General features: G+C 69.9%; 15 protein-coding genes and 1 pseudogene. 3 read left to right on the plus strand and 13 right to left on the minus strand.

Annotation, left to right across the window (positions count from 1 at the left end):
* The 11 genes from araA to ACZ48Z_RS41535 form a co-directional block, all read right to left on the minus strand.
* The coding region (gene araA / locus ACZ48Z_RS41485) for an L-arabinose isomerase (RefSeq protein ID WP_468741112.1) at positions 1-1,397 on the minus strand (1,397 nt) is incomplete at its 3' end.
* A 51-nt stretch (positions 1,398-1,448) separates the two neighbouring features.
* A complete protein-coding gene (gene araB / locus ACZ48Z_RS41490; RefSeq protein WP_468741140.1) occupies positions 1,449-3,131 on the minus strand; it encodes a ribulokinase in 1,683 nt (560 codons plus the stop codon).
* A 153-nt stretch (positions 3,132-3,284) separates the two neighbouring features.
* Positions 3,285-5,090: an RICIN domain-containing protein gene (locus tag ACZ48Z_RS41495; protein WP_468741113.1), complete on the minus strand. Its 1,806-nt coding sequence runs from the start codon at positions 5,088-5,090 to the stop codon at positions 3,285-3,287.
* A gap of 105 nt (positions 5,091-5,195) precedes the next feature.
* Positions 5,196-7,361 carry a beta-galactosidase gene (locus ACZ48Z_RS41500; protein WP_468741114.1) on the minus strand — a complete coding sequence of 722 codons (2,166 nt, stop codon included), beginning with the start codon at positions 7,359-7,361 and terminating at the stop codon, positions 5,196-5,198.
* 67 nt (positions 7,362-7,428) lie between these two features.
* Complete coding sequence (locus tag ACZ48Z_RS41505; RefSeq protein ID WP_468741115.1) at positions 7,429-8,376, minus strand: carbohydrate ABC transporter permease; 948 nt, start codon at positions 8,374-8,376, stop codon at positions 7,429-7,431.
* Positions 8,373-9,311, minus strand: a complete 939-nt coding sequence (locus tag ACZ48Z_RS41510; RefSeq protein ID WP_468741141.1) for a carbohydrate ABC transporter permease — start codon at positions 9,309-9,311, stop codon at positions 8,373-8,375. Before ACZ48Z_RS41510 ends, ACZ48Z_RS41505 begins: the two co-directional genes overlap by 4 nt.
* An 84-nt stretch (positions 9,312-9,395) precedes the next feature.
* Positions 9,396-10,793, minus strand: coding sequence for an ABC transporter substrate-binding protein (locus tag ACZ48Z_RS41515; RefSeq protein ID WP_468741116.1), 1,398 nt, complete (start codon positions 10,791-10,793; stop codon positions 9,396-9,398).
* A 398-nt stretch (positions 10,794-11,191) separates the two neighbouring features.
* Positions 11,192-12,328: a LacI family DNA-binding transcriptional regulator gene (locus ACZ48Z_RS41520; protein WP_468741117.1), complete on the minus strand. Its 1,137-nt coding sequence runs from the start codon at positions 12,326-12,328 to the stop codon at positions 11,192-11,194.
* A 416-nt stretch (positions 12,329-12,744) separates the two neighbouring features.
* Positions 12,745-14,916, minus strand: a complete 2,172-nt coding sequence (locus ACZ48Z_RS41525; protein WP_468741118.1) for a S9 family peptidase — start codon at positions 14,914-14,916, stop codon at positions 12,745-12,747.
* Positions 14,889-16,673, minus strand: a complete 1,785-nt coding sequence (locus ACZ48Z_RS41530; RefSeq protein ID WP_468741119.1) for an N-acetylglutaminylglutamine amidotransferase — start codon at positions 16,671-16,673, stop codon at positions 14,889-14,891. The genes ACZ48Z_RS41525 and ACZ48Z_RS41530 overlap by 28 nt, the downstream gene beginning before the upstream one ends.
* 168 nt (positions 16,674-16,841) lie before the next feature.
* Positions 16,842-18,020 carry a carboxylate-amine ligase gene (locus ACZ48Z_RS41535; RefSeq protein ID WP_468741120.1) on the minus strand — a complete coding sequence of 393 codons (1,179 nt, stop codon included), beginning with the start codon at positions 18,018-18,020 and terminating at the stop codon, positions 16,842-16,844.
* A gap of 1,008 nt (positions 18,021-19,028) precedes the next feature.
* Here ACZ48Z_RS41535 and ACZ48Z_RS41540 point away from each other — a divergent pair.
* A complete protein-coding gene (locus ACZ48Z_RS41540) occupies positions 19,029-19,244 on the plus strand; it encodes a DUF4177 domain-containing protein (RefSeq protein WP_468741121.1) in 216 nt (71 codons plus the stop codon).
* Positions 19,245-19,402: 158 nt separating this feature from the next.
* On the opposite strand, the pseudogene ACZ48Z_RS41545 reads toward ACZ48Z_RS41540, so the two are convergent.
* Both ACZ48Z_RS41545 and ACZ48Z_RS41550 read right to left on the minus strand, forming a co-directional pair.
* A pseudogene (locus tag ACZ48Z_RS41545) lies at positions 19,403-19,585 on the minus strand (alpha/beta fold hydrolase); the annotation flags it as partial.
* A 75-nt stretch (positions 19,586-19,660) separates the two neighbouring features.
* Entirely contained in the window at positions 19,661-20,155 is a 495-nt protein-coding gene (locus ACZ48Z_RS41550) for an ATP-binding protein (RefSeq protein WP_468741122.1), read from the minus strand.
* 145 nt (positions 20,156-20,300) lie between these two features.
* Here ACZ48Z_RS41550 and ACZ48Z_RS41555 point away from each other — a divergent pair, with 145 nt between their 5' ends.
* Together ACZ48Z_RS41555 and ACZ48Z_RS41560 are read left to right on the plus strand one after the other, a co-directional pair.
* Complete coding sequence (locus tag ACZ48Z_RS41555; protein ID WP_468741123.1) at positions 20,301-20,666, plus strand: STAS domain-containing protein; 366 nt, start codon at positions 20,301-20,303, stop codon at positions 20,664-20,666.
* A 782-nt stretch (positions 20,667-21,448) separates the two neighbouring features.
* Positions 21,449-25,726 (plus strand): HAMP domain-containing protein, encoded by a 4,278-nt coding sequence (locus ACZ48Z_RS41560; protein WP_468741124.1) that lies wholly within the window; start codon positions 21,449-21,451, stop codon positions 25,724-25,726.
* Positions 25,727-25,756: the final 30 nt, after the last annotated feature.

The raw sequence follows: 25,756 nt of genomic DNA on the forward strand, positions 1-25,756 counted from the left end.
AGGGTTTCGGGGGTGAGGGCGGTGCTGAGGACGGTGTGGTGGGGGGCGCCGGCCAGGAGCCAGCTTTCGGCTGATTCGGCGAGTGAGGGGCGGGGTGTCCAGACGGCGCGGGCGACGGGGAGGTTGGGGAGTGCTTCGGTGGGGGGGACGACGTCGATGGTGTTGGCGGTGAGGCGGAAGCGGTCGCCGAGGTCGGACAGGCCCACGACGACGGCGGGGCCTTCGGCGGCGTCGAAGACGAGGCGGACGGGGTCTTCGCGGCCGCCGATGGACAGGGGGTGGATTTCGCAGCTGGGGCGGGTGGCGGCGATGGTGGGGCAGACTTCGAGCATGTGGGCGCCCAGGACGCGGGGGGTGCCGGGGCCGAGGTGGTAGGTGTAGTCCTCCATGAAGCTGGTGCCGCCGTGTTGTCCGGCGGCCATGACCTTCATGGTGCGTAGCAGGGCGGAGGTTTTCCAGTCGCCTTCGCCGCCGAAGCCGTAGCCGTCGGCCATGAGGCGTTGCACGGCCAGGCCGGGGAGTTGGCGCAGGCCGCCGAGGTCTTCGAAGTTGGTGGTGAAGGCGGTGAAGTTGCCTTCGGTGAGGAAGGCACGCAGACCGAGTTCCTGACGGGCGGCGTAGACGAGGGAGTCGTGGCGGGCACCGCCCGGACGCAGCTCGGGCACCACGTCATACAGGTCGGTGTATTCGGTGGCGAGTTCGCGGGCTGCCTTGTCCTCGATGGTGTCGATGACGGTGACGAGGTCGTTGACGCCGTAGGTGTTGACGGAGTAGCCGAACCGCAACTGGGCTTCGACTTTGTCGCCTTCGGTGACGGCGACGTCGCGCATGTTGTCGCCGAAGCGGGCCAGGCGCAGGGTGCGGGAGGCGTGGCGGCCGGCGGCGGCGCGGGCCCAGGCGGTGATGCGGCCGATGACGCGGGGTTCGGTGGCGTGGCCGGCGACGATTTTGCGGTTGACGCCGACGCGGGCTTCGATGTGGCCGAATTCGCGGTCGCCGTGGGCGGCCTGGTTGAGGTTCATGAAGTCCATGTCGATGCTGGGCCAGGGCAGCGACTGGTTGTGCTGGGTGTGGAAGTGCAGCAGTGGCCGGTCCAGGGCGGACAGGCCGGCGATCCACATTTTGGCCGGGGAGAAGGTGTGCATCCAGGCGATCACACCGATGCAGGTGTCGGAGGCGGATGCTTCCTGGCACAGGCGGCGGATCGCTTCGGCGTCGGTCAGGACCGGCTTCCACACGATCCGGACCGGGATCTGCGCGTTCGCATCGAGCAGGCCGCAGATCTCCCGGGACTGCGCGGCGACCTGCTCCAGCACGTCATCGCCGTACAGGCCCTGACTGCCGGTCAGAAACCAGATCTCCTGGCTCGGGAAAGACGTCGTGCTGTCGTTGCTCATCAAGGTGTTCCTTCCAAAAAAAGGGGATCGACCACAACGGACGGGGTGTGGTCAGGCGGATGCTTGGGCGCGGAGGGCGCGCAGGCGGTGCATGACCTGGTTGGTGCCGCGGCCGAAGTAGTCGTGCAGCAGCTGGTATTCGGCATACAGGCGGTCGTAGGCGGCCGCCCGGCCGGGGTCGGGTTGGTAGACGCCTTGTTCGGCCTTGCCCATCGAGCGGGCGCAGGCCTGGATGTCGGGGTAGGCACCGGCCGCGACGGCCGCGTGCATGGCGGCACCCAGCGCGGGGCCCTGGGTGGAGCCGATCACGCTGAGCGGACGCCGGGTGACGTCGGCGTAGATCTGCATCAGCAGGGCGTTCTTCGTCAGCCCGCCCGCGATGATCAGCTCCCCGACCGGCACCCCCGACGCCTCGAACGCCTCGATGATGGTCCGCGTCCCGAACGCGGTCGCCTCCAGCAGGGCCCGGTAGATGTCCTCCGGCCGCGTCGACAACGTCTGCCCCACGATGACAGCGCTGAGGTCGTGGTCGACCAGGACGGAGCGGTTGCCGCTGTGCCAGTCCAGCGCGACCAGTCCGTGTTCCCCCACCCGCTGCCCGGCCGCCAGCGCGGTCAGGTACTCGTGCGGATCCTGGCCCTGGGCGGCGGCCTGTTCGGCGTAGGCGGCGGGGAAACCGGTGCGCACGAACCAGCCGAAAATATCCCCGACCCCGCTCTGCCCGGCCTCATACCCCCACAGCCCGGGCAGGATCCCCCCGTCGACGACCCCGCACATGCCGGGCACCATGCCCTGCTGGTCCGAACTCATCACATGACACGTCGAGGTGCCCATGATGGCCACCATCTGCCCCGGCTGAACGGCTCCGGCCGCGGGAGCGGTCACATGCGCGTCCACGTTGCCGACACACACCGCAATACCCTCAGGCAACCCCGTCCAGGCGGCCGCCTCGGCCGTCAGCGACCCCGCCCGCTCACCCAGCTGCCCGATCGGATGCTCCAGCTTGTCCGCCACGAAATCGGCGAAGTCCGGGTTCAGCGCCGCCAGATACTCACGGGAGGGGTACACGCCGTCCTGGAGCTGGCCCTTGTAACCGGCCGTGCAGGCATTACGGACATACGTGCCGCACAACTGCCACACGATCCAGTCCGCCGCCTCCACCCACCGCTCCGTCCGCGCATACAGTTCCGGATCCTCCTCCAGCAACTGCAACGCCTTCGCGAACTCCCACTCCGAAGAAATCTTCCCCCCATACCGTGGCAGCCACGACTCCTTACGCTCACCCGCCAACGCCGTGATCCGGTCCGCCTGCGCCTGCGCCGCATGATGACGCCACAACTTCACATACGCATGCGGACGGCCCGACAGACCCGGCAGCTCACACAACGGCGTCCCGTCGGCCAGCACAGGGACCATCGTGCACGCCGTGAAATCCGTCCCGATCCCCACCACCTGCTCCGCACGCACCCCCGCGGCCGTCAACGCCGCCGGCACCGCATGACGCAGCACATCCACATAATCCGACGGCACCTGCAACGCCCAGTCCGGCGGCAACCGCGTCCCGTCCGGCAGCACACGGTCCAACACCCCATGCGGATACGCATACTCCGCGGAACCCAACTCCGCCCCATCACGGACCCGCACCACCACAGCCCGCCCCGACAACGTCCCGTAATCCACCCCCACCACATACACATCGGTCGAGGGCTGTCCTATGTTCTCGTCATTCACCATCGCACGCGCCTTCTGTTCGGCATTTCGTATGTCGTTCGAGTTCATGGGTGGAGGTCCGATGTCCTCTGAACCGGCAGGGACAGTGGTCGGGGGCCGGCTGGATCGCCGGACCCCGACCACTGTCCCTATTAAAGGATCTGGAGAACAGCAGGTCTAGCGGTCGAGCTTCCAGTCCTGCGAGCCGTCGGCGGCCGCGTTCTGGAGGGTGAGGGGTGCTCCGGTGGACGCGCCGGTCATGTAGAGGGCGGTGTTCTTGGCTGCCTGGAGCCGGTAGTAGCCGTCCGAGGTCTTGACGAGGTTCCAGCTGCCCGACGCACTGTTGTCGACCCACTGGCCGATCCGCTGGCCGACTGTGGCGTTGCCCGTCCAGATGGCCGCCGCGCGCCCGCCCGACTTGTTCAGCAGCGTGGTGCCACCGTTCGGCTCGGTCACCACGTGCCAGTACTGGGTGTCCGTGTCCGCCGCAGCTCCGGCGTCCTCCAGCACCACGTCGGGCGTGTCCCCGTTGCCGAGGTTGGCGTCGTTGGTCTTGTTGCCGGTGCCGATCACCTGGCCGGTCTTGCGGTTGACCAGCTGGTAGTAGGTGCCGTCCGAGTCGCCGAGGTCGATCTCGGCGTACGCGATCGTGGAGGCGCCCTGGTTGTTGAGGATCGCGATGCGGCCGGTGCTGTCGACGTACTGGAGGTTGCGGCTGTACCCGGCCGGTGAGGTGGTCTGGTACTCCGTCCAGACGCCGTCGCTGCGGCCGGTCTCGTTGACCCAGACGTCGCCGCTGTTCGACGCGTTGTACACCAGGCGGCCGTCGGGCAGCCTGATCAGGACCGGGCTGCCGCCGCCCGCGAGGGGACGGGAACCGGCGACGACGGGCAGCGAGCCGACGGACATGCCGGTCTGGGTGCCGCGGAAGAACTTCAGCGGGTTGGCGGCGATCGCGTACCGCGTGTTGGCGCCGCCGCCCCAGTACTCGAAGGTGAACAGCCACTTGCCGTCCGTGGTGGGGACGACGTTGGTCATGCCGGGCCTGCCGCCGCCGATCGCGGTCTTGCCGCCGCCCATGTCCTGGACGGATCCGGAGATGTCGACGACGGGGTCGCTCCAGTCGGCCTTCCTGCCGTCCCAGGTGCGGTGCACGAGGATCTGGCCGTGCGAGTCGTTCGCCGTGTCGTTGGCGGGGTCCTTCTTCGGGACGCCGGTGACCGGGTCGAAGCCGGTGTAGTCGTTCTCGTCGGAGTAGTAGCAGACCAGTTTGCCCTGGTAGACCATCAGGTACGGCTCCCAGAGGGGGTCCACCTGCTGGTTCTTGTTGGCGGCCGCGATGTTCTGGCCGACCGCGCCCGCGCTGCCGCCCTGCCAGCCGCCGGTCGCGACGACGTTGACGACCTTCCAGCTGCTGCCCTGGTCGGTGCTGGAGTACAGGGCGATGGCCAGGTCGCTGCGGTCACCGTCGTTGGACGGGGTCCAGTTCGGATCGGCTGCCTTGTGCTCCTTGTAGTAGTAGTCGTCGCCGGAGACGACACTCGCCAGGAGCAGCGTGCCGGCCTTGAGTGCGCCGACGCTCTGCGGAAGCACGTAGAGGTACGGGTTGGTCCAGTTGCTCGTGTACTTGGCGTACTTGGGGTCGTTGGAAAGGTACGCCGGTGCCTTGACCTCGGACAGTGGCTGCCAGCTGGTGCCGTGGTCGTCGCTCTTGTAGACGGGCAGGGTCTGCCCGTCGGCGCTGCCGGACTTCGGCACGACGGTGGACTTCTCGAACGACGCGACCAGCCGCCCGCCGGGCAGTTCGGCAGACTTCGGGTAGACGGCGCAGTTGCCTCGTCCCTTCAGGCACGCATCACTGCCGAGCTGGTAGAGGATCCCACCCGTCGGGTTGTACGCCTGCGCGGCGGACGCGGGGACGGCCAGCAGCGCGGCCGCCGCGCCGAAGGTACCCAGTGCCCTTCCCAGGGTTCTTCTCTGCATAACTCCTCCTTCAGAAATGATCACGGTGATGCGGGGCTTCGGTCACCGGCGCGGTGCACTGCTCTGTGGGGCCGCCCGGTGACCCGGTCAGGAAGGGACGCCCGCTCAGGCGTCCGGGGTCGTACCGGGGGCCTCGGCGACGAGGACGCGTACGTCCCAGGGGCCCAGGTCCAGCGCGGCACCGGCTGGTACGAGGCCGCCGTTCAGGACGTCGGACAGGTCGACCGGGGTGTGCGCCCGGGTGGGCTCCCAGCTCCAGTTGTGGACGATGTGGACGCGACGTCCGTCGGGGGACGTGCCCGTCGTCGCGGTCACGGATTCGGGCAGGTCCCTCCAGCCGCCACGCGTGTCCGGAGCCATCCAGGCGGCCAGCGTCCGGGCGAGGTCGCGGTCAGGGACGGTGCCCACGCAGGTGACACGGCCGGCGCCGTGGCGGCGGGTGGTGACGGCCGGCCAGCGCCCGAAGTGGGGGTGCTCGTAGGAGGCCAGTACGTCGGCGTCGACGACCGTGAGGCCTTCGGCCCAGTGCGTCGCCGTCGCGGCTGCGGATATGTGGAGCGGGCCACCGGGTACGGCGCGGACGGGGACCGGGACCGGCAGGTTGCTGAACTCGTCGTACTCGACGCCCGCGGCCCCGGCGAGGCGTCCGGGAGCCGGTTCGATACGGGCCCGGGCCTCGTGGTCGGCGTACGCGGTGCGGGGGCCTATGACCAGGTGGCCGCCCGCGTGGGCGTAGGCGGCGAGCCAGTCGCCCGTGGCGTCGTCGACGAGATACAGGGCCGGGGCGACGAGGACGGGGTGGCGCCGTACGGCGTCCTCGGGGGTCATCCCCTGCCGCTGCCCGCTGGGGTCGTGCAGTTGGCGGGCGTGGACGATCCGCACCTGGCGGCCGGCGTCGAAAGCGCCCCGGTAGAAGGGGTCGAAGATGCGGTGGTAGGAAGCCGGGTCCGGGGAGCCGTCCGGCTTGGACAGCGGCGGGTACTTCTGCATCAGCCACTTGCTCGGCGTCGAGTAGACCATCGTGATGTCGGCGTCCGGTTCGAGACCGGCGACCAGCGGGCCTGCCTTGTCGAACTCGGCGCCCAGCCGGGCGACTTCGGCGTAGGTGCGGCCGGGCCGGCCGCTGTGCGGCAGGACTCCGCCCCAGTAGGTCTCCGCGCCGAAGCGCAGGGTCTGCCACTGCCAGTACTCGATCATGCGGGCGCCGCGAGCCACGTGGGCCCAGGCGGTCTGGCGCCACTGGCCGTCGTAGCCGGGGCGGTTGTCCCAGGGGTAGCCGATGGAGTTCGCGTTGGTCTCGGTGACCAGGAAGGGTGCCTGGCGGGAGGAGAACATCCAGTCCGCGGTCTGGTACATCGACCACACGCCGGTGGTCTTCCAGATCTGCTCGTGCTGGTCCGGGGTGGGGTCGGGCAGCGCCAGGCCGTCCTGCATGTCGTAGTACGGGTTGCCGGAGGCGATGTCGAGTCGGTCGGTCATCTCGTCGTCCTCCACCCCCTGGCGGGTGTAGGAGATGCACGTGGTGACGAAGTGCTCGGGCCCCGCGTACTCACGGACCAGGTCGGCCTGCCAGCCGATGAACTCGGTGACCTGGCGGGCCTGGAACTCCCGCCACGCCACGTCGTACTGGGGCTGTTCGTTGCCGTCCGGGGTCCACAGGTCGGCCCAGGTCGACAGGCGGTGCGACCAGTAGACCAGGCCCCATTCCCGGTTGAGGGTCTCGACGGCGCCGTACTTCTCGCGCAGGTGGTCCACGAAGCGCTGGAAGACCCCGCGGTTGTGGAAGAGGTGCAGACCGGGCTCGTTGTCGACCTGCCAGCCGATGATCGCCGGGTGGTCGGCGTAGCGTGCGGCGATCTTGCGGATGATCCGCTCGGCGTGGAAGCGGAAGGCGGGGTGGGTGAAGTCGACCTCCTGCCGGGCGCCCCAGCCGATCCGCTCGCCGGTACGCCGCTCCCCCGTGATCTCCGGGTACTGCCGGGCCAGCCACAGCGGTGCGGCGTATGTCGGCGTGCCGAGGACGACAGAGATGCCGCGCTCGTGGGCGCCGTCGAGGACCGGCTGCAGCCAGTCGAGGTCGAACGTCCCGTTCTCCGGTTCCCAGGTCGACCAGACCGACTCGCCGACCCGGATCACGGTGAAGTTCGCCTGGGCCATCAGGTCGAGGTCGGCCTTCAGCCGTTCGCCGGGCTGCAGTCGGGGGTCGTAGGCGGGCGTGTACTCGTGGTAGTACGCGGCGCCGAAGAGGACACGGGCGGGCAGAACCGCCATGGGGGAACCTCCGAAGAGTCGATGGGGGGAAGTGGGCGGGTGCGTCGGCGCTGTGGCCGGACGGGCGTTACTGCTTGACGCCGCCGGTGGCCAGGCCGCTCTGCCAGTACCGCTGCAGGAGCAGGAAGGCGACGACGAGCGGGAGGATGGAGATGAGGGAACCGGTCACGACGAGCGCGAGCATGTTGCTGTTCGCGCCGCTTCCACCGCCGACGGCCTGGGACGCCCAGGAGGAGAGGCCGACGGTGACGGGGTACAGCTTCGGGTCGTTCAGCATGATCAGCGGCAGGAAGTAGTTGTTCCAGGTCGCCACGAGCGTGAACAGCACCACGGTCACCAGGCCCGGGGCCAGCAGCCGCATCGCGATGGTGAGGAAGATCCGCAGTTCGCCGGCCCCGTCGATGCGCGCGGCCTCCAGGAGGCTGTCCGGGACCGCGTCCGCCGCGTAGACGCGCATGAGGTACAGGCCGAACGGGCTGACCAGGGAGGGCAGGACGATCGCCCAGGGGGTGTTGACCAGGTCCACCTTCGCGAAGAGCAGGTAGGTGGGGATGGCCAGGGCGGTGGTAGGGATCATGATGGCGCCGAGTACCAGGGCGAAGGCCGCGTTGTTGCCCCGGAACCGGTACTTGGCGAATCCGTAGCCTGCGGCGGCGGCCAGGAGCGCGGCACCGATCGCGCTGCCGACGGAGTACAGGACCGTGTTGAGGAGCCAGTGCAGGAAGACGCCGTCGTCGTGTGTGAACGTCTCCCGGATGTTCTCCAGGAGTTGCGGCGTGTGCGAGAACCACAGGCCGAAGCTGGTGAACAGGTCCTGGGTGCTCTTGGTCGCGGAGACTGCGAGCCAGAACAGCGGCAGGAGGAAGTAGGCCAGGACGGCCAGCATGACGATGGTCAGCGGTGTGCTGCGGCCGCCGGTCGACCGCCGGCGGGGTCGCCGAGCCGTCCGCGAGGTGCCGGTCGTGGTGGCGCTGGTGGCCGACGGGGACGGGGAAGCGGGGGTCGTGGTCGTCACGAGGTCCTCCTGCGGTTCGCGAGGAACAGGACGGCGTAGGAGAAGATCACGATGACCAGGCCGAGGAAGAAGGACACCGCGGCCGAGTAGTTGACCTGCTGGCCGGTGAAGGCGAGCGAGTAGGCGTACAGGTTCGCGGTGTACGAGTTGTCGATGACGTCGGGCGCGATGGGCTGCAGCAGCTTCGGTTCGTTGAAGAGCTGGAAGCTGCCGATCACGGAGAACAGCAGGGTGAGCAGGAGCGCGGGGCGCAGGGCGGGGAGCTTGATGGACCAGGCGGTCCGCCAGGCACCGGCGCCGTCCATGGCCGCCGCCTCGTACAGCTCCTGGGGGACGGTCCGCAGGGCGGCGTACAGGATGATCATGTTGTAGCCGACGAACTCCCAGGTCACGACGTTCGCCAGGCTGCCCAGCATCCATCCGTCGCTGAGGAAGTGCGGGACCGGCAGGCCGAGTTTCTCGCTGAGCTGGGCGAACGGCCCGTAGTCCGGCCCGTACAGGTAGCCCCACATGAGGGTGGCGACCACGCTGGGGACGGCGTAGGGGACGAAGATGCCCAGGCGGATCACCCGGGCGAGGCGCAGCAGGCCGCTGTCGAGGGCGAGCGCGAAGCCCAGTGCCAGGACGAGCATCAGTGGGACCTGGATCACGAAGAACGTCGCGACCCGGACGACCCCTTCCCGCAGGAGCGGGTCCTTCAGGGCCGTCACGTAGTTGTCAAGACCGACGAACGCGTTGCCGCCGATGAGCTTTTCCCGGAACAGGCTGAGATAGGCGGCGTACCCGAGCGGCGCGAGGAACACCAGCAGGAACAGCACCATGAAGGGTGCGACGAACAGCGGACCTGCCGCACCTTGACGCAGGCCACCGAGTCGGCGACTCTTCGGCCCCGCTCGGCGCGGCTCCTCGGTGGAGGCCACGGTTGTGGCAGTCATCATCGGGCCTTTCTTGGGGGAAGGGCTGGCCGGGGGCGGGTCCCACGTCGTCACCGGGGGCATCGATGCGGGACCCGCCGGTCGTCACGGGGTCTTGACGGTGAAGCCCTGGGCCTTGGCGTAGGTGGTGAGGCGCGACTGCCACGCGTCGAGCGCGGCGACGGCGTCCTTCTTCCTGGTGAGTGCCGTGCCGACGGTCTCGGTCCAGTCGGTGACGGCCTGGTCGAGGAAGGGCGGCCACTGGAAGTCGGGGCTGACCGTCTCGCCGATGGCGGCGAACTCCTGGTTGACCTTCTGGCCGCCGTAGAAGGAGGCCGCGGCGCCGGTGAAGGACGGGTCCGCGAGCAGCGGCTTCGTCGCCGGGAAGAACGACTGCTTGGTGTTGAACAGCTTCGCGCTGGCCGGGTCGCTGTTGAGGAACTGCGCGAACACGGCGGCCGCGATCGGGTTCTTGCTCGCCTTGATGACCGCGCTGGTGGAGCCGCCCCAGTTGCCCGAGCTGGGCTTCGACGCGTCCCACTGGGGAAGAGGGGCGGCGCGCCACTTGCCCGCCGTGGACTTGGCCGAACCGGCGAGGAAGACCGGGCCCCAGGCGGCGGTGATCCAGGTGGCGTACTTTCCCTTGTTCAGCGCGGAGAACCAGGCGTCGGTGAAGTCCGGCTCGACGCCGATGACACCCTCCTGAGCCAGCCCGCCCCAGTAGGCGGCGAGCTTCTTGGAGATCGCGTCGTCGACGTCGATGGTGACGTTTCCCTTGCCTGAGGTGGCGTAGGGCTTGGCGCCCGCCTGCCAGAGCAGGCCGTGCCAGGCGGCGGCCTCGTTGCCGGCCAGGTTGGTCAGGTAGATCTCCAGGTCGGCCTTGTGCAGCTTGCGGGCCGCGGCGGCGAAGTCGTCCCAGGTCTTCGGCGGCTCGATGCCGTGCTTCTCGAAGATGTCCGCCCGGTACAGCATGCCCATCGGGCCGGTGTCCTGCGGGATCGCCCAGATCTCACCCTTGGGTCCGCTGACCTGCCCCCAGGTCCAGTCGACGAACGTGTCCTTCAGCTTGGCCGCGCCGTACGGGCTCAGGTCCAGGAGGCTGTCCGTGATCGTGAACGTGGGGATGGCCTGGTACTCCATCTGCGCCACGTCCGGGGCGCCGTTGCCTGCCTTGATCGCCGTGCGCAGCTTCGTGTAGTGCTGCACGCCCTGACCGGCGTTGACGACCTTGACCTTGATCGCCGGGTACTTCTTCTCGAAGAGCGCGACCTCCTGGTCGATGTCCGGGACCCACGTCCAGAACGTCAGCTCGGTGGGCTGCTTCATCGCCTTGTCGATGTCGGCCTGGCTGACCGGCTTCGAGGACGAGGAGGCCGACCCGCCGCCGCTGTCACCACCGCCGCAGGCGGTCAGGGCGGCTCCCAGCGAGACCGCTCCCGCGGCGGTGAGCAGGAGCCGACGGCTCATCTGGGACTGACTGGGGGTGGAGTTGGATCTGCGCATGACGAACTCCCGCCGATGGCTGAGGAAATGGCACGCCGAGCACGGGCGTGCGATGAGGGTGATGTGAGAGATGAGGAGACAGGCAGCTCGGACGCGACCGCCACGACACGGAGGTCGGCATGGCACGGGTGCGCGTCTTCGCGGACGCCGCCCGGTGGGAGTTCCACCTGCTGCGGAGGAGGAGGCCCGGGGGCGGGGAGGTCACGGGTGGAGCGGAGAGCTGTGGCGGCCGGGTTGGTCCGGCTGCCGTTCGGATCGGAGGAGCGGAGGGGCGCGTCGTCGGTGTGACGGTCCGCCCGCAGGGTGCGAGGGATCAACCGGGGAAGCGCCGTAGGGCGGCTCGCCTCACCGATGCCTGTCCGGCGAGGAAAGCTGTTCCTCGGGCCGATCGGTGTCGGTCAGTTGTAGGCGGCTGCACCTCCGTCCCGGAGTGGGCCGGATCGACCCCCGCTCGGAAACGAGGCGAGGGCCCGATGTCGCCCCGGGGTCGTCCGGGTCGGCGGCGGGGGTCCGGTCGAGGCGCGGATCACGAGGTCGACCGGCGGTTCAGCGGCCGACAGGGGTGGCGCGTCCGGGTTCTCGATGGAGTGCACGAGGCGTTTGAGTCCCTCCTGCGCCACGGTGTCGAAGGGCTGGCGCATCGTGGTGAGCGGAGGAGTCACATAGGCGGCGACAGGGATGTCGTCGAAGCCCACGACGCTGACGTCCTGCGGCACGCGTCGGCCGGCTTCCGCCAGTGCGCGGATCAGACCGATCGCCATGTCGTCGTTGGCGGCGAACACCGCGGTCATGTCACCGTCGGAGGCCAGTTCGCGGCCGGCCGTGTAGCCGGTCGCGGCCGACCAGTCGCCCTCGACGACGGGGGGTATCACCCTGCCGTGCGCGGCGAGCGTCGACCTCCAGCCCTCCAGCCGGTCCCGGGCCGCGTACCACTGCTGCGGACCGGCGAGGTGGTGCACGGTCTTGTGCCCCAGTTCCAGCAGATGCTCGGTCGCCGTGCGCGCCATCAGATCGGCGCCGACGCCGGCGGCCAGGGTCCTGGCCGTGGGCAGGGGCGGCGAACCGAGGACGAGTACCGGTACGTCGACACGGGCGGCGAGGTCATCGCTGTGCCCGTCGTCGATCGGCTCGGAGATGACGATGCCGTCGACGCCCTGCTCCAGAAGTGAGTCGACGGCACCGGCGACACCCGCCGGGTCGCCTTCCAGGGTGTTGACGACGCGGAGGGCGTATCCCGTGTCCCGTACGGCACGTTCGACCCCCATGATCAGTGAGGCGGGTCCGTACAGGGCGGTTCCCAGCGTCACCACACCGATGGACCGTGTGCGGCCGGAGGCCAGCGCCCTTGCCGCGTTGTTCAGTCGGTAGCCGAGTTCCTCGCCGGCTTCCAGGACGCGTCGGCGCACGTCGGCCGAGACGTACGGCTCGTCGTTGTAGACCCGGGACACGGTCTTCTGCGAGACGCCCGCCAACTGGGCCACATCCACACTGCGTGGTGCGCCGGAACTCCCGCTCCGCCGTGTGCCTCGCCTCATGGAGTCTCCAGATGATCGCGTCCGGCGTGGGCCGGGTTCCGTCTGACTGCGCTGCCATGTCTACGCAGTCATACGATGCCCGTCAAGCGCCCGAAACGGATTCGTAACCTTGCGCAGGCGTCGAACTCAGGTTGGCAGGCCTCCTCCGGACATCCCCGGGCGAGCGAAATTTCCGAGGCTGTACCAAGCCTTGACGAGTCGGCTCTGCCTGCGTAGACAGAACGGAACTCCGGCTCGCTGGACGTACGGCGGGACGCGGGCACGACCGGATTCGGCCACCGAGGGAGCAGGAGGTCTCATCAGGGACATCGGGTGCCGACGCCCTTGAGCCAAGCGTCGCCGACGAGGTGGCGTGCCCGGCCCCCGGGGACCGAAGCCGTGATGGCCGAGGACCCGCCGTCCCCTCGCCGACGGACTCAGGCGGGGTGCAGGTGGCGTTCCATCCAGTCCGCGGCGGCCCGGCGGAACAGTCGCCGGTTGTCCGCGCGCAGGAAATCGTGTCCCTCGTCCCGCAGGACCAGGAGTTCGGCAGGGACACCGCGTTCCCGCGCGGCCCGTACGAACTGATCCGACTCCCCCAGCGGCACGTTGGTGTCGTGCTCGCCGTGGACCGCGAGCAGCGGGGCCCGCAGCGCGTCGATGCGGCTCATCGGCGACAGGGAGTGCAGCAACTCGCGGTCGCGCTCCGGGTGGCCGTACTTGTGCGCCGCCGACTCCGCGATCCAGGGCTCGGTGCCGGCGAAGAAGGTCAGAAGGTCGGACATGCCACAGACCGCGACCCCGGTGCGGAACAGATCCGGATGCCACACGAGCGAGGCGAACGTCAGATAGCCGCCGTACGAGCGCCCCATCACCGCCAGCCGGGCCGGGTCCGCGGGACCCGCCGCGACCGCGTGGGCAGCGCAGTCCGCGACGTCGTCGAGGGCGGCGAAGCGCCCGGCGCCCAGGTCGGCGTCGACGAAGGACCGGCCGTGTCCGCCGGACCCGCGGACGTCTGGGGCGAACACGTCAAGGCCGCGCCCCAGCAGCTCGTGGTAGAGCGGGTCGAACACCGGGCGCTCCTGGTCCTCGGGGCCGCCGTGCAGGTGGATCACGCAGGGCGCCGGCTCGCCCGGCGCATGTCCGGGAGCCCGGTAGTACCAGCCGTTGAGGGGCAGCCCGTCCCGGGCGGCGAGACGCGAGAGCACGGGGCGTACCGGCGGGCGGCCCGGCGGTACGGCGTCCTCGTCCCGGGAGGACCACGGAGTGCGCAGCAGGGACACGCCTTCGGGGGTCCACCACACGCCGGGACGGCGTTGCGAACCGGAGAGCGCCAACAGCAGCCGTCCCGCACCGGCCGACACGACCCGCGTGACGACCTCGTGGGGCAGCGGCACCGGCTGCGTCGGCCGGGGGACGCCGGGGATGCCTGGCGCCTGGGGGATCTCGACGACCTCGAGGTCGCTGGCGCCCTTCATGTTCCACGCCAGCACGGCCGTGCGGCCGTCGTGCGCCATCTCCAGCAGTTCGAGGTCACCGTCCTCGCGTTCCGACACGACCGTTCTGCCGTGCGGTGTGCCGTCGGCATCGAGAGCGACGGCGATCAGGGCCGCGTACTCCCGGTGGGCGTCGCTGCGCAGCCACAGCGTCCGCCCGTCGGGGGAGAAACGGCCGATCCACGGGTCACCGTCGGCGACCGGCAGGGTGAGCGTCGTCGCCGCGTCGGCCGTGCGCCGGACGACGGCCTCGCGCCGTCCGCGCGGCCCCCGGCGCAGCAGCGCGAGCCCGCCGTCACGGCTGAGGTCGCACACCCGGAGAGTCGGGGCGTCCGTCTCCGTGGCGAGCAGCACGGAGGACGCCAGACCCTCGGGGTCGACCAGGTAGGCGGACAGGCCGCCGCCCGGCCGGGCCGCCGGTGTCCCGGCGGCGAGCGCACCGAACGGCGTCGCGCCCGGCCCCACGTCGTACGCGGCCCCGCCGAGGAGGGTCGCTCTGCCGTCCCGGACCGCCCAGGCGGCCGGGTCGCCGTCCGTCGGGTGCCACGCGCGGTCTCCTCCCGCGCCGACGCCGGCGCCGGCCGGTGCGGCGAGGGTGACGGCGACGGCCGAACCGTCGTACGCCCAGCAGCCGAGGTAGGCGGAACTGTCCGGATCGGCACCGGCCAGCAGGCGACGGCCGGTCCCGTCGGGCCGCACGCACAGCACCCTTGTGTGCTCACCGCCGCCCGGTGCGGTGGTGTAGGCGATCCAGCGGCCGTCGGGTGACCAGGACACCTCCTTGACGGGGTCCGGGGACGAGTCGAGCAGCCGGACCTCGCCCCCGTCCACGGGTCCGGCCCACAGCTGGGGGACACCTCCCCGGTCGCAGATGAAGGCCGCCCGGGTGCCTTCGGGATCGGCGGAGGGGTACCAGCAGCCGTGCGCGTGCAGCCGGGTCACGGCATCCCGCGGGCCTGCCGTCGCGGGCAACAGCACCGGAGCGGGGGCCGCGGCACAGGCGGGCGGGTGCGTCGGTATCTGCCGCATCCCGAACGCCCGCGGAGCCGCCGCCGTGTGCGAGGGCCCGGTGCCGTGCTCGCCGGTCACGTGATTCCGTGCGTCTGCAGCCATATCTCCAGGAGTGCCACCTGCCACAGGGCGTTGGCGCCGCGCTTGGTGCGGTGCTCGTCGGGCGCCGCCAGGAGCTCGGCCACGTACGGCTCCCGGAAGATCCCCCGCTTCTTCGCCTCGGGTGCCTCCAGTGCCTCGCGCACCCGGTCCAGGACGGGGCCCGCCATGTGCCGGATCGCCGGGACGGGGAAATAGCCCTTGGGACGGTCGACGACCTCCTGCGGCAGGAGCTTGCGGCCCGCTTCCTTCAGCACGCCCTTGCCGCCGTCGGCGAGTTTCAGCTCCGGCGGGCAGGCCGCGGCCAGCTCCACCAGTTCGTGGTCGAGGAAGGGCACGCGGGCCTCCAGGCCCCAGGCCATGGTCATGTTGTCGACCCGCTTCACGGGGTCGTCGACCAGCATGACGTGCGTGTCGAGCCGCAGCGCCGCGTCCAGGGCGGTCTGCGCGCCGGGAACCGCCATGTGTTCCCTGACGAAGCGGCCCGAGACGTCGTCCCGCAGCAGCATGTGCGGCTGGAGGATCTTCGCGAGGTCGGCGTGCGGACGGTCGAAGTACGTCTCGGCGTACCTGTCGGGCTCCTCCTCGCGCGAGGCAGCGGCCAGGTCCGGATACCAGTGGTACCCGGCGAACACCTCGTCGGCGCCCTGCCCGCTCTGGACGACCTTCACCTCCTTGGAGACCTGCTCGGACAGCAGGTGGAAGGCGACCACGTCGTGGCTGATCATCGGCTCGCTCATCGCGGCGACGGCGTCGTCCAGAGCGGCCGAGACCCGGCTGGAGGGAACCATCATCCGACGGTGGTCCGTGCCGAACTCCCGGGCGACCAGGTCCGAGTAGCGGAACTCGTCGCCCTCCTCCCCGCCCTCGGCCTCGAACCCCACGCTGAACGTCTTCAGGTCGCGCTGCCCCTCCTCCGCGAGCAACGCGACGATCAGGCTGGAGTCCAGGCCGCCGGAGAGCAGGACGCCGACCGGCACGTCGGAGACCATCCGGCGACGTACGGCGGTGCGCAGCGCCTCCAGCACCGCGTCACGCCATTCGTCGGGCCCCATGTCCGCGTACTCGGCGCGTCGCGTGTACGAGGGCTGCCAGTACCGGTGGTCGCGGTGACTGCCGTCCGGCTCGATCACCCGGACGGTGGCCGGCGGCAGTTTGCGTACGCCGTTGAGGACGGTGTGCGGCGGGGCGACCGTGGCGTGCCAGCTCAGGTACTGGTGCACGGCCACCGGATCGACGGAGGTGTCCACGTCGCCCGCGGCGAGCAGGGCGGGCAGGGAGGAGGCGAACCGCAAGCGGTCCGGCGCGGGCGCCAGATACAGCGGCTTGATCCCGAGCCGGTCGCGGCCCAGCACGACACGGCCGGTCCGGTGCTCGACGAGCGCGAAGGCGAACATGCCGTAGAAGCGCTCCACACAGGCGGTCCCCCACTGCCGGTAGGCGTGGAGCACCACCTCCGTGTCGGACGTGGACTCGAAGCGATGGCCCAGGCGCCGGAGCTCGTCGCGCAGCTCCCGGTAGTTGTAGACGCAGCCGTTGAAGACTCCGGTGATCTCGCCGTCGGCGTCGGTCATCGGCTGGGCCCCGAGGTCGGACAGGTCGATGATCTTCAGCCGCCGGTGTCCCAGGGCCACCGCGCCCTGTGTCCAGATGCCCCGGCCGTCGGGCCCGCGGGCTGCCAGCCGGTCGGTCATGCGCTCCACGGCCGCGAGATCCGGTGGCCGGCCGTCGAAACGGATCTCCCCGCTCAGACCGCACATGAGGCGCCACTCCCTTCCCGAACACCGTCATTCGCGAGCGGGGACGGAGGCGCCGGGTCGCGCCTGCCGGTCGCGACGAGGGCGGAATCGCTGGAGGACATGCCGATACCTCTCCTGGGGGCTTGTTCAGTGAAGGACGGACAGCGGGTGTACGCCACGCGAGCCCGGTCAGCTGCCGAGGACCTCCGGCGCTCCGGAGCCCGCCGTGCCCGCGATCGTGGGCGGGATGTTCCTGCGGGCGACAGGGGCCGGCCTGCGATGTCGCCGCTCACCGCGCGTTTCCGCGATCAGCATGTCGGTGCAGGCCAGCAGATCTTCTTCCCTCGCCCTGCCACGCATGCGCTCGGCGGCGCTGCCGTCGGCCAGGGCCGCCGCGGTCAGGTCTCGCACGGTCTGCCAGTCTCCGTGAGCCTCGAGCGCGGGACGCAGCCGGGCGAGCAGCTGGAGCACGACATCGGCGGCAGGCGCCTCCCGGTGGGTCACGGGATCCACCAGAGTGCCCTCCAGACCCGACCGGGCAGCCCGCCAGGAAGCGCCACGCAGCCATTCGTGACGGCCGTCGCACACCACCGCACCGGCCGTGAGCAGTTCGCGGGCCTCGGCCACCAGGGCACGGAACAGACCGGCGACGAGCACGACGGTCTCCGCCCGCGGGCAGGCGTCGCAGATACGCAGCTCCAGCGTCGGCAGGTGCGCGGAGGGGCGTACGTCGTAATAGATCATCCCCGGATCACTGATGATCCCGGCTCGTACGAGGTCGCGTACCGCGGCGTCGTAGTCGTCGGCGCTCGGGAAACAGCCGACGGGGCCCGCGGTCGGCCAGCGCTGCCACAGCAGTGTGCGCCAGCTCGCGTAGCCGGTGTCGGATCCCTGCCAGAAGGGAGAGCTCGCGGACAGCGCCAGCAGCACGGGCAGCCAGGGCGAGACCGCGCACATCACGCCCACCGCCGTGTCGCGGTCGGGTACGTCCACGTGGATCTGGGCACCGCAGATGAGCTGCTCGTCGGCGACGCGGCGGTACTCCTCGACCATGTGGCGATAGCGCGCGTCGGCCGTGGGCTGCCCGGAGGCGCAGGGTGCCAGCGGGGCGGTGCCCGCGGCCACCGCCGCGAGCCCGAGCGAGGAGGCGGCCGCGTCGAGCCGCCGTCTGGTTCTGGCGAGGTCGGCGTACAGGTCGTCCAGGGACACGTGCACCGCGCTGTTCGACTCCACGGTGGACTGGTGCAGCTCCGTGGTGAAGGTGCGCCGCGGAAGCCGTCGCAGGACCGCTTCCGCACGTGGCACGAGCAGTCCGCTCTCGACCTCCAGGATGTGGAACTCCTCCTCGACTCCGATGCGTGTCGTCACGGTCGCTCCTTGAGGTGTTTCCGAGGGTCCGCCCGTCTCCGGGGCGCTCCCCAAGTGCCCAGGACGTCTTCGGATAACCGCAGCGCCGCGCGCCCGGCGCGGGCGCCCCACTGACGAGCGGGATTCCTTCCGTACGGACACCGCGAGCCGCCTTGCCTCTGCGCTCGGAGTGCCGGGCACGCGAATCCCGTCCGCGTCGGGTGTGGTCAGTCGCCGGTTGTCCGGTCCACCAGCGCGCTGTACGCCGGCTGCAGCGTGTCCGCCCCGGCCCGAGCGCCCCCATCGCGGTGCGGGTCGCGCGAGGCGCCAGCAGCTGACCGGCGGTCAACGGCCACTCGGCCACTCGGGTCGGAGGAGAACCCGCCGCTGGACGCCCTTTCGTCATCCACCGCCACACTTCGGAGAACTACCCGCCCCGAAGTGTGTTCAGGACTCGGACACCGCGTGACGCCCGGACGCCCGGCGAGGTGCGACGTGGTGCACACGCCGGGGCCCATCAGCGAGCCTGAGGTGGCGCAGCCACCATTCAGCCATCAACAGCAGACAGCCGAAGACGGCCAGGAGGAGCATCGACGTCCACATGGGCCGACTGCCGGGAGAGTCCCACGCCGTCCACGCGGTCGTTACCGCCCACAGGGCGACGCCCACCGCGTAGAAAGCCCGAATGCGGCGCAGTTGCCTCGCGGCCCGTACGGTCCGGGGGCCATGGTCATAAGTGTGCGGTGCCATGCCGCCCCGTGTACCCCGATCCATGCCGTTCACCGGACGCAAGACCATGAAGGGCGGACCGTTCAGAGGTCGTTGCGGGACGGGAGTCCGCCCAGAAGCCACCTTCGGCCTTCACCCGGACGCCCAAGCTGCCGCCAGGCACCCGCCACACGTGACGGCCAAGGTCCGCGCCGCACGGCTCCTCCGCTGGACGGCGACCGGCCTGTCACGCCTGGTGAGCTCCGTGATTGGCTGACCCCGCTCATCTCAACCGCCACACACCGGAAGGACGTTGCAGCCATGAGCAGCAGCTACACCTACGAGTACAAGGTCGTCACCTTCAGGGAATCGCTGATCGGCGACGCACTGGACAGCGACAAGCTGGAGAAGGTCCTCAACAAGCACGCTGAGGACGGGTGGCAACTCAAGGCCATCACGTCCGCCGACGTCAAGGGCCGTATCGGGCCCGGCGCGGTCGAGGGCCTGCTCCTCACCCTTGAACGGCCCCGCGCGTAGTGGACGCCGGGTGATTCGAGGCAGGGCGCGGGCATTGGCGTTTCGACGCCGTGCCCGCGCCCGAACCCCCGGTTCAACTCGGCGAGTCCCTCAGAGCGGTGAGGTATGCGTCCAGCCCTGCCCTCCGGACGGGCGGCCCGGATGGTCCGCCGTTGCCGTCACAGGCTCAGCAGCACGTCCCGGACCGCGGCGGGCCTGGACAGGAACGGGTGGTGGCCTGCGTCGAGTTCGGCGACGTTGCCGGCCTTGCGGGCGAACTCGCGCTGCAGCCGCGGCGGGGTGCCCCGGTCCTGGGCGCAGACGAGGTACTTCGAGGGCGACTTCTGCCAGGCGGCCGCCCCGACCGGCTGCCCGTTACATGATCCGCTGCGTCGGTCGGGTCCGGGATCAGATCAGGACTCGGTCTCCACTCTCGGTCAGCCGTCGAAGCCCAGCAGCGGATCGTCGAACAGGGCGAGTCTGACGGTGACCCGCTTCCCGACCGGCTCCCGCCGTACCTCGAAGCTCTGCACCACTGCCATCACGATCTCCAGACCGTGCTGCCCCACCCGTCCGACGTCGGCCGCCCGCGCCAGCGGCAGCACGGGCTCGGAGTCCCACACGGCGATCTCGAGCGCACTGTCGACGATGCGCAACTGCAGCAGCACGGGTCCGGGCGCGTATTTCAACGCGTTGGTGACCAACTCGCTGACAACCAGTTGCGCCAGGTCCATGGTGCGGGCCGACACCGGTACCCCGTGCTCGGACTGGGCCCGCGTCAGGAACGCCGCGGCCTGGCGCCGTGCGTCGGCGATACAGCCGTCCGCCCCGTCCAGTGCCACGGTTACCTCGGCAGGCGTGGCATCCGGCATCCGGGAACACTCCTCGGGCGGGACGGGCTCCCTGCTGGTGATCTGCAATACCCCGTTCATGGCGGCCCACCTACCCTGCAATTGCAGCACTACTCCTGCGCCACGAGTAATGAATGCGCCCCTTGGGGGCATCACACCGGGATCGCGGGGCAGCGATGGCAACAGGGACGTGGCACAGCCCCCACCGAGCGCGTGGAGGACAGAAGTGGCAGACAACCAGGAAGCAGTGGGCCGCGGCGGACTGTCCGTGATCCGCACCGACACCGACGGTGTCACCGTTCTCGGCCTCTACGGGGAGATCGACTACCAGACCGTGGACGCCCTGACGCAGGCCATACCGTTGGCGGACGTCGGCGCCGTGCAGCGGATCGTCGTCGACATGAGCCATGTGACCTTCATGGACTCAAGCGGCGTCAACGCCCTGATCATCGCCTACCAGGCCGCCACGGCCGGGAAGGGGTGGCTGCGGCTCGCGGGGGTGCACGGGGCCGTGCTGCGCACCCTTCAGCTGGTGGGAATCGACAGTGTCATCACCTGTCACCCGACCGTTGAGGACGCGGCCGCGGCGTGACCTGTCACGGCATGGCTCGCCGGGAGGGCATCGATGCGGACCGATGCCCGGCGAGGACTCCTGTAGGTCGCCGGTGGGTGTTTCGGCCAGGGGACGGCCGGGTTCCGGCCTTTCTGTGCGTGCTGAGCACACAGGCCGCCGGCGGATCGACGAGGCGTCCGCGTGGGGTGGCGAGCGCCCTGCGAAGCGCACCGGCCCATCGTGACCGTCGACGCCCGCACGTGACCGCCGGCACCACCGAGGGAGGGTGATGGATGCGGAGCGGCTCCGCCGAGAGCCGCGAGTTACCTGTGTATGCCCCTCTCGTCCCCATTGGCGCCGTCGACGAGCGTGAAGAGCCGACTGCCGACTGCGCCCGGTACGACGCCGCGGTCCTGAGATCGGACGTCGTACAGACGGACGGCCTCGTCGGCATCACGTGTCCCGCCGGAGCGCCCTGATCACCGCCCCCCATCAGGATGTCTGCCCGCGCCCGCGGGTGCCGCTCCCCCGCTCACACGCCCCGTACAGACCGGATGCGCCATCGGCAGCAACGGAAGAGCGAAATCTCTTCGGGTACCCCGATCCAGCCGCGCCATACACAACTCCTCCACACTTTTTTCGACGGGTTCAGCCGCCCGTGCCGAGCGTTGGTGGCGGCTCTGGAACTGCGTTAATCTTCGACGGATTTCTCAGCGGGCAGATTCGCGAACCGAGGGATTATCGCTGGTGAGCGGGTTCTTTGACGGACCCGGCGCGGTTCCGAGTCCTCGGGGTGGGGACTCTTGGGGAACGGAACGAGGATGCGCATGAGCGGCAAGACGGACGTCCAGGAGAAGGCGTCGGGGGAGCAGGAGCTGCGGCAGTTGCTGGCGGGGCTGACCGCCGTGCGCGACGGCGACTTCGGCACCCGGCTGCCGTCCGACGGGCAGGGGCTCCTCGGCGACATCGCCACGGTCTTCAACGGCATGGTCGACCAGTTGTCCGTGTTCACGTCCGAGGTCACCCGGGTGGCCCGCGAGGTGGGCACGGAGGGGACGCTGGGCGGCCAGGCGGAGGTGCCGGGGGTCTCCGGCACCTGGGCGGATCTCACCGACTCGGTCAACGCCATGGCGGGCAACCTGACCACACAGGTCCGCGACATCGCCCAGGTGGCGACGGCGGTGGCCAAGGGCGACCTCTCCCAGAAGATCGACGTCCCCGCGCGCGGGGAGATCCTCCAGCTCAAGGAGACCGTCAACACGATGGTCGACCAGCTGTCGTCGTTCGCGGCGGAGGTCACCCGCGTCGCCCGCGAGGTCGGCAGTGAGGGCCGGCTGGGCGGTCAGGCCCAGGTGCCCGGGGTCGGCGGGGTCTGGCGCGATCTGACCGATTCCGTCAACTTCATGGCGGGCAACCTCACCTCGCAGGTCCGCAACATCGCCCAGGTGACGACGGCGGTGGCGCAGGGCGACCTCTCCCAGAAGATCACCGTCGACGCCCGCGGCGAGATCCTCGAACTCAAGAACACCATCAACACGATGGTCGACCAGCTCTCCGCCTTCGCCGACGAAGTCACCCGCGTCGCCCGAGAAGTCGGCACCGAGGGCCGGCTGGGCGGTCAGGCCGACGTCAAGGGTGTCAAGGGCACCTGGCGCGACCTCACCGACTCGGTGAACTTCATGGGCGGCAACCTCACCTCACAGGTCCGCAACATCGCCCAGGTGGCCACGGCGGTGGCGCAGGGCGACCTCTCCCAGAAGATCACCGTCGACGCCCGCGGCGAGATCCTCGAACTCAAGAACACCATCAACACGATGGTCGACCAGCTCTCCGCCTTCGCCGACGAAGTCACCCGCGTCGCCCGCGAAGTCGGCACCGAGGGCAACCTCGGCGGGCAGGCGATCGTCCGGGGCGTGTCGGGGACCTGGAAGGACCTGACCGACAACGTCAACGTGATGGCGTCGAACCTGACCGGGCAGGTCCGTTCGATCGCCCAGGTGGCCACCGCCGTGGCCCGCGGCGACCTCTCGCAGAAGATCACCGTCGAGGCCAAGGGCGAGGTCGCCGCCCTGGCGGACGTCATCAACACGATGGTCGACACGCTGTCCGCGTTCGCCAACGAGGTCACCCGGGTCGCCCGCGAGGTCGGCACCGAGGGACGCCTGGGCGGTCAGGCGCACGTACCGAACGTGGCCGGCACGTGGAAGGACCTCACCGACAACGTCAACTCGATGGCCAACAACCTCACCGGGCAGGTGCGCAACATCGCCCTGGTGACGACCGCGGTGGCCAACGGCGACCTGTCGAAGAAGATCGACGTCGACGCCCGCGGCGAGATCCTGGAACTCAAGACCACCATCAACACGATGGTCGACCAGCTGTCGTCGTTCGCGGCGGAGGTCACCCGCGTCGCCCGCGAGGTCGGCAGCGAGGGCCGGCTCGGCGGCCAGGCCGAGGTCGAGGGTGTCGAGGGCACGTGGAAGCGGCTGACGGAGAACGTCAACGAACTCGCCGGGAACCTCACCCGGCAGGTCCGCGCGATCGCCGAGGTCACCAGCGCCGTCGCCGAGGGCGACCTGACCCGCTCGATCACCGTCGAGGCCTCGGGTGAGGTCGCCGATCTCAAGGACAACATCAACTCCATGGTGGAGTCCCTGCGGGAGACCACGCGGGCCAACCAGGAGCAGGACTGGCTCAAGACGAACCTCGCCCGCATCTCCAGCCTGATGCAGGGCCACCGTGACCTGCCCGTGGTCGCCGAGCTGATCATGGATGAACTCACACCTCTCGTCGCGGCGCAGTACGGAGCCTTCTACCTGGCCGAGGACACCGAGCGCGGTCCCGAACTGCGGCTGGTGGGCTCGTACGGCTATCCCGACGACGAGGACCGTCCCACCCGTATCCCCGTCGGGCGGTCGCTGGTCGGCCAGGCGGCGCGCAACCGCCGTCCGGTCACCGTGGAGGAGCTGCCGGAGGGCTACGTCACCATCTCCTCGGGCCTCGGGCAGGCGGTGCCCAGCGCCCTGGTCGTGCTGCCCATCGTGTCCGAGGAACAGGTCCTGGGCGTCATCGAGTTGGCCTCCGTCAGCCGCTTCACCCAGATCCATCAGGACTTCCTGGCGCAGCTGATGCCGACCATCGGCGTCAACCTCAACACCATCGTGGCCAACGTCCGCACCGACGAACTGCTGGACGAGTCCCAGCGCCTGACCGGCGAACTCCAGGCCAGGTCCGAGGAGTTGCAGGTCCAGCAGGACGAACTGCAGCGCTCCAACGCCGAACTCGAGGAGAAGGCCTCCCTGCTGGTCTCGCAGAACCGCGACATCGAGGCCAAGAACCTCCAGATCGAGCAGGCACGGCAGGAACTGGAGACCCGGGCCCAGCAGTTGTCGCTGGCGTCCAAGTACAAGTCGGAGTTCCTGGCCAACATGAGCCACGAACTGCGCACCCCGCTCAACAGCCTGCTGATCCTGGCCCAGTTGCTGGCGCAGAACCCCTCGCGCAACCTCACCCCGAAGCAGGTCGAGTACGCGGGCATCATCCACTCGGCGGGCTCGGACCTGCTCCAGCTGATCAACGACATCCTCGACCTGTCCAAGGTCGAGGCCGGCAAGATGGACGTCACTCCCGAGCGGGTGCCGTTGCGCAAGCTTCTGGACTACGTCGAGGCGACGTTCAAGCCGATGACGACGCAGAAGAGCCTCGACTTCACGGTGGCCACCGCGCCCGGCACACCGGCCGACCTGCTCACCGACGACTCCCGGCTGCGCCAGATCCTGCGCAACCTGCTGTCGAACGCGGTGAAGTTCACCGAGCAGGGCGGCGTGGAACTCCGTATCGAACCCGCCGCCGACCGTGAGGTACCGCCGAGCGTGCTCCGGGGCGGGCCCGTCGTGGCGTTCCGGGTCAAGGACACCGGCATCGGCATCCCCCATCAGCAACTGGAGACGATCTTCGGAGCGTTCCAGCAGGCCGACGGGACCACCAGCCGCAAGTACGGCGGCACCGGCCTCGGCCTGTCGATCACCCGGGAGATCGCCCAGCTGCTCGGCGGCGCCGTCGCCGTCGACAGCACACCCGGTCAGGGCAGCACGTTCACGCTCTATCTTCCCGTGGCGCGCGCCGACTTCGAGGAACTGCTGGACGGCGGCGGCCGACCGGTGGAACAGCTCGACGCCCCTGTCGTCTCCGCGTCCACGCCGGCGCCCCGTGCCCTGTCCGGTCCCACGCCGGCGTCCGAGCACCGCAGGCGCCGTCTGCTGGTCATCGAGGAACGCCCGCGCGGTCTGCTCACGCTCGTCGCGGAGCGCGCAGTAGCGGACATCGCGCAGGACCCCGACGATCCGCACGGGGCGATCGACATCATCACCGCCGTCGGCGCCCAGGAGGCGGCCGCCACCCTGGCCGCCGAGCCCTGCCACTGCGTCGTCCTCGAACTGGGCATGCCCGACGGCGAGGGCGCGGACTTCCTCGCGGCCATGGGCGGCGACTCCGCGCTCGCCAGCGTGCCCGTCCTCGTCCACACCGGCCATCGCGTCGACCTCGCCCACGAGCAGACCCTGCGCTCCCGCGCCGGCGACCGGCCGCTGGACTTCCTCGCCAGCCTGGACGAACTGCGCGAGCGCATCACCCTGCACCTGTCGGCCGAGCAGCCGGGCGACGTGCTGTCGCTGGTGCGCGCCGAGGACGCGCACCGCCCCGCCGCGCAGGTCGTGGACGACTCCTTCGTCGGCCGTACGGTCCTCGTGGTCGACGACGACGCACGCAACCTCTTCGCCCTCAGCGGGGTGCTGGAACTGCACGGCTTCCACGTCCTGCACGCGGACAACGGGCGCAAGGGCATCGAGATGCTGCTCGCCCACCCGGACATCTCGCTGGTCCTGATGGACGTGATGATGCCGGAGATGGACGGCTACGCCGCCACCATGGAGATCCGCACGATGGCCCGGTACGCGGAGCTCCCCATCATCGCCGTCACCGCGAAGGCGATGCCGGGCGACCAGGAGAAGAGTCTCGCCTCAGGAGCCAACGACTACGTCACCAAGCCCGTCGACACCAATGACCTCATCACCCGCGTCCGAAGCTGGCTGCCCGCGTGACCAGGCGTCACAGCCACCGCGCCCATCAGC

The sequence above is a fragment of the Streptomyces sp. NPDC031225 genome (genome assembly GCF_055570355.1).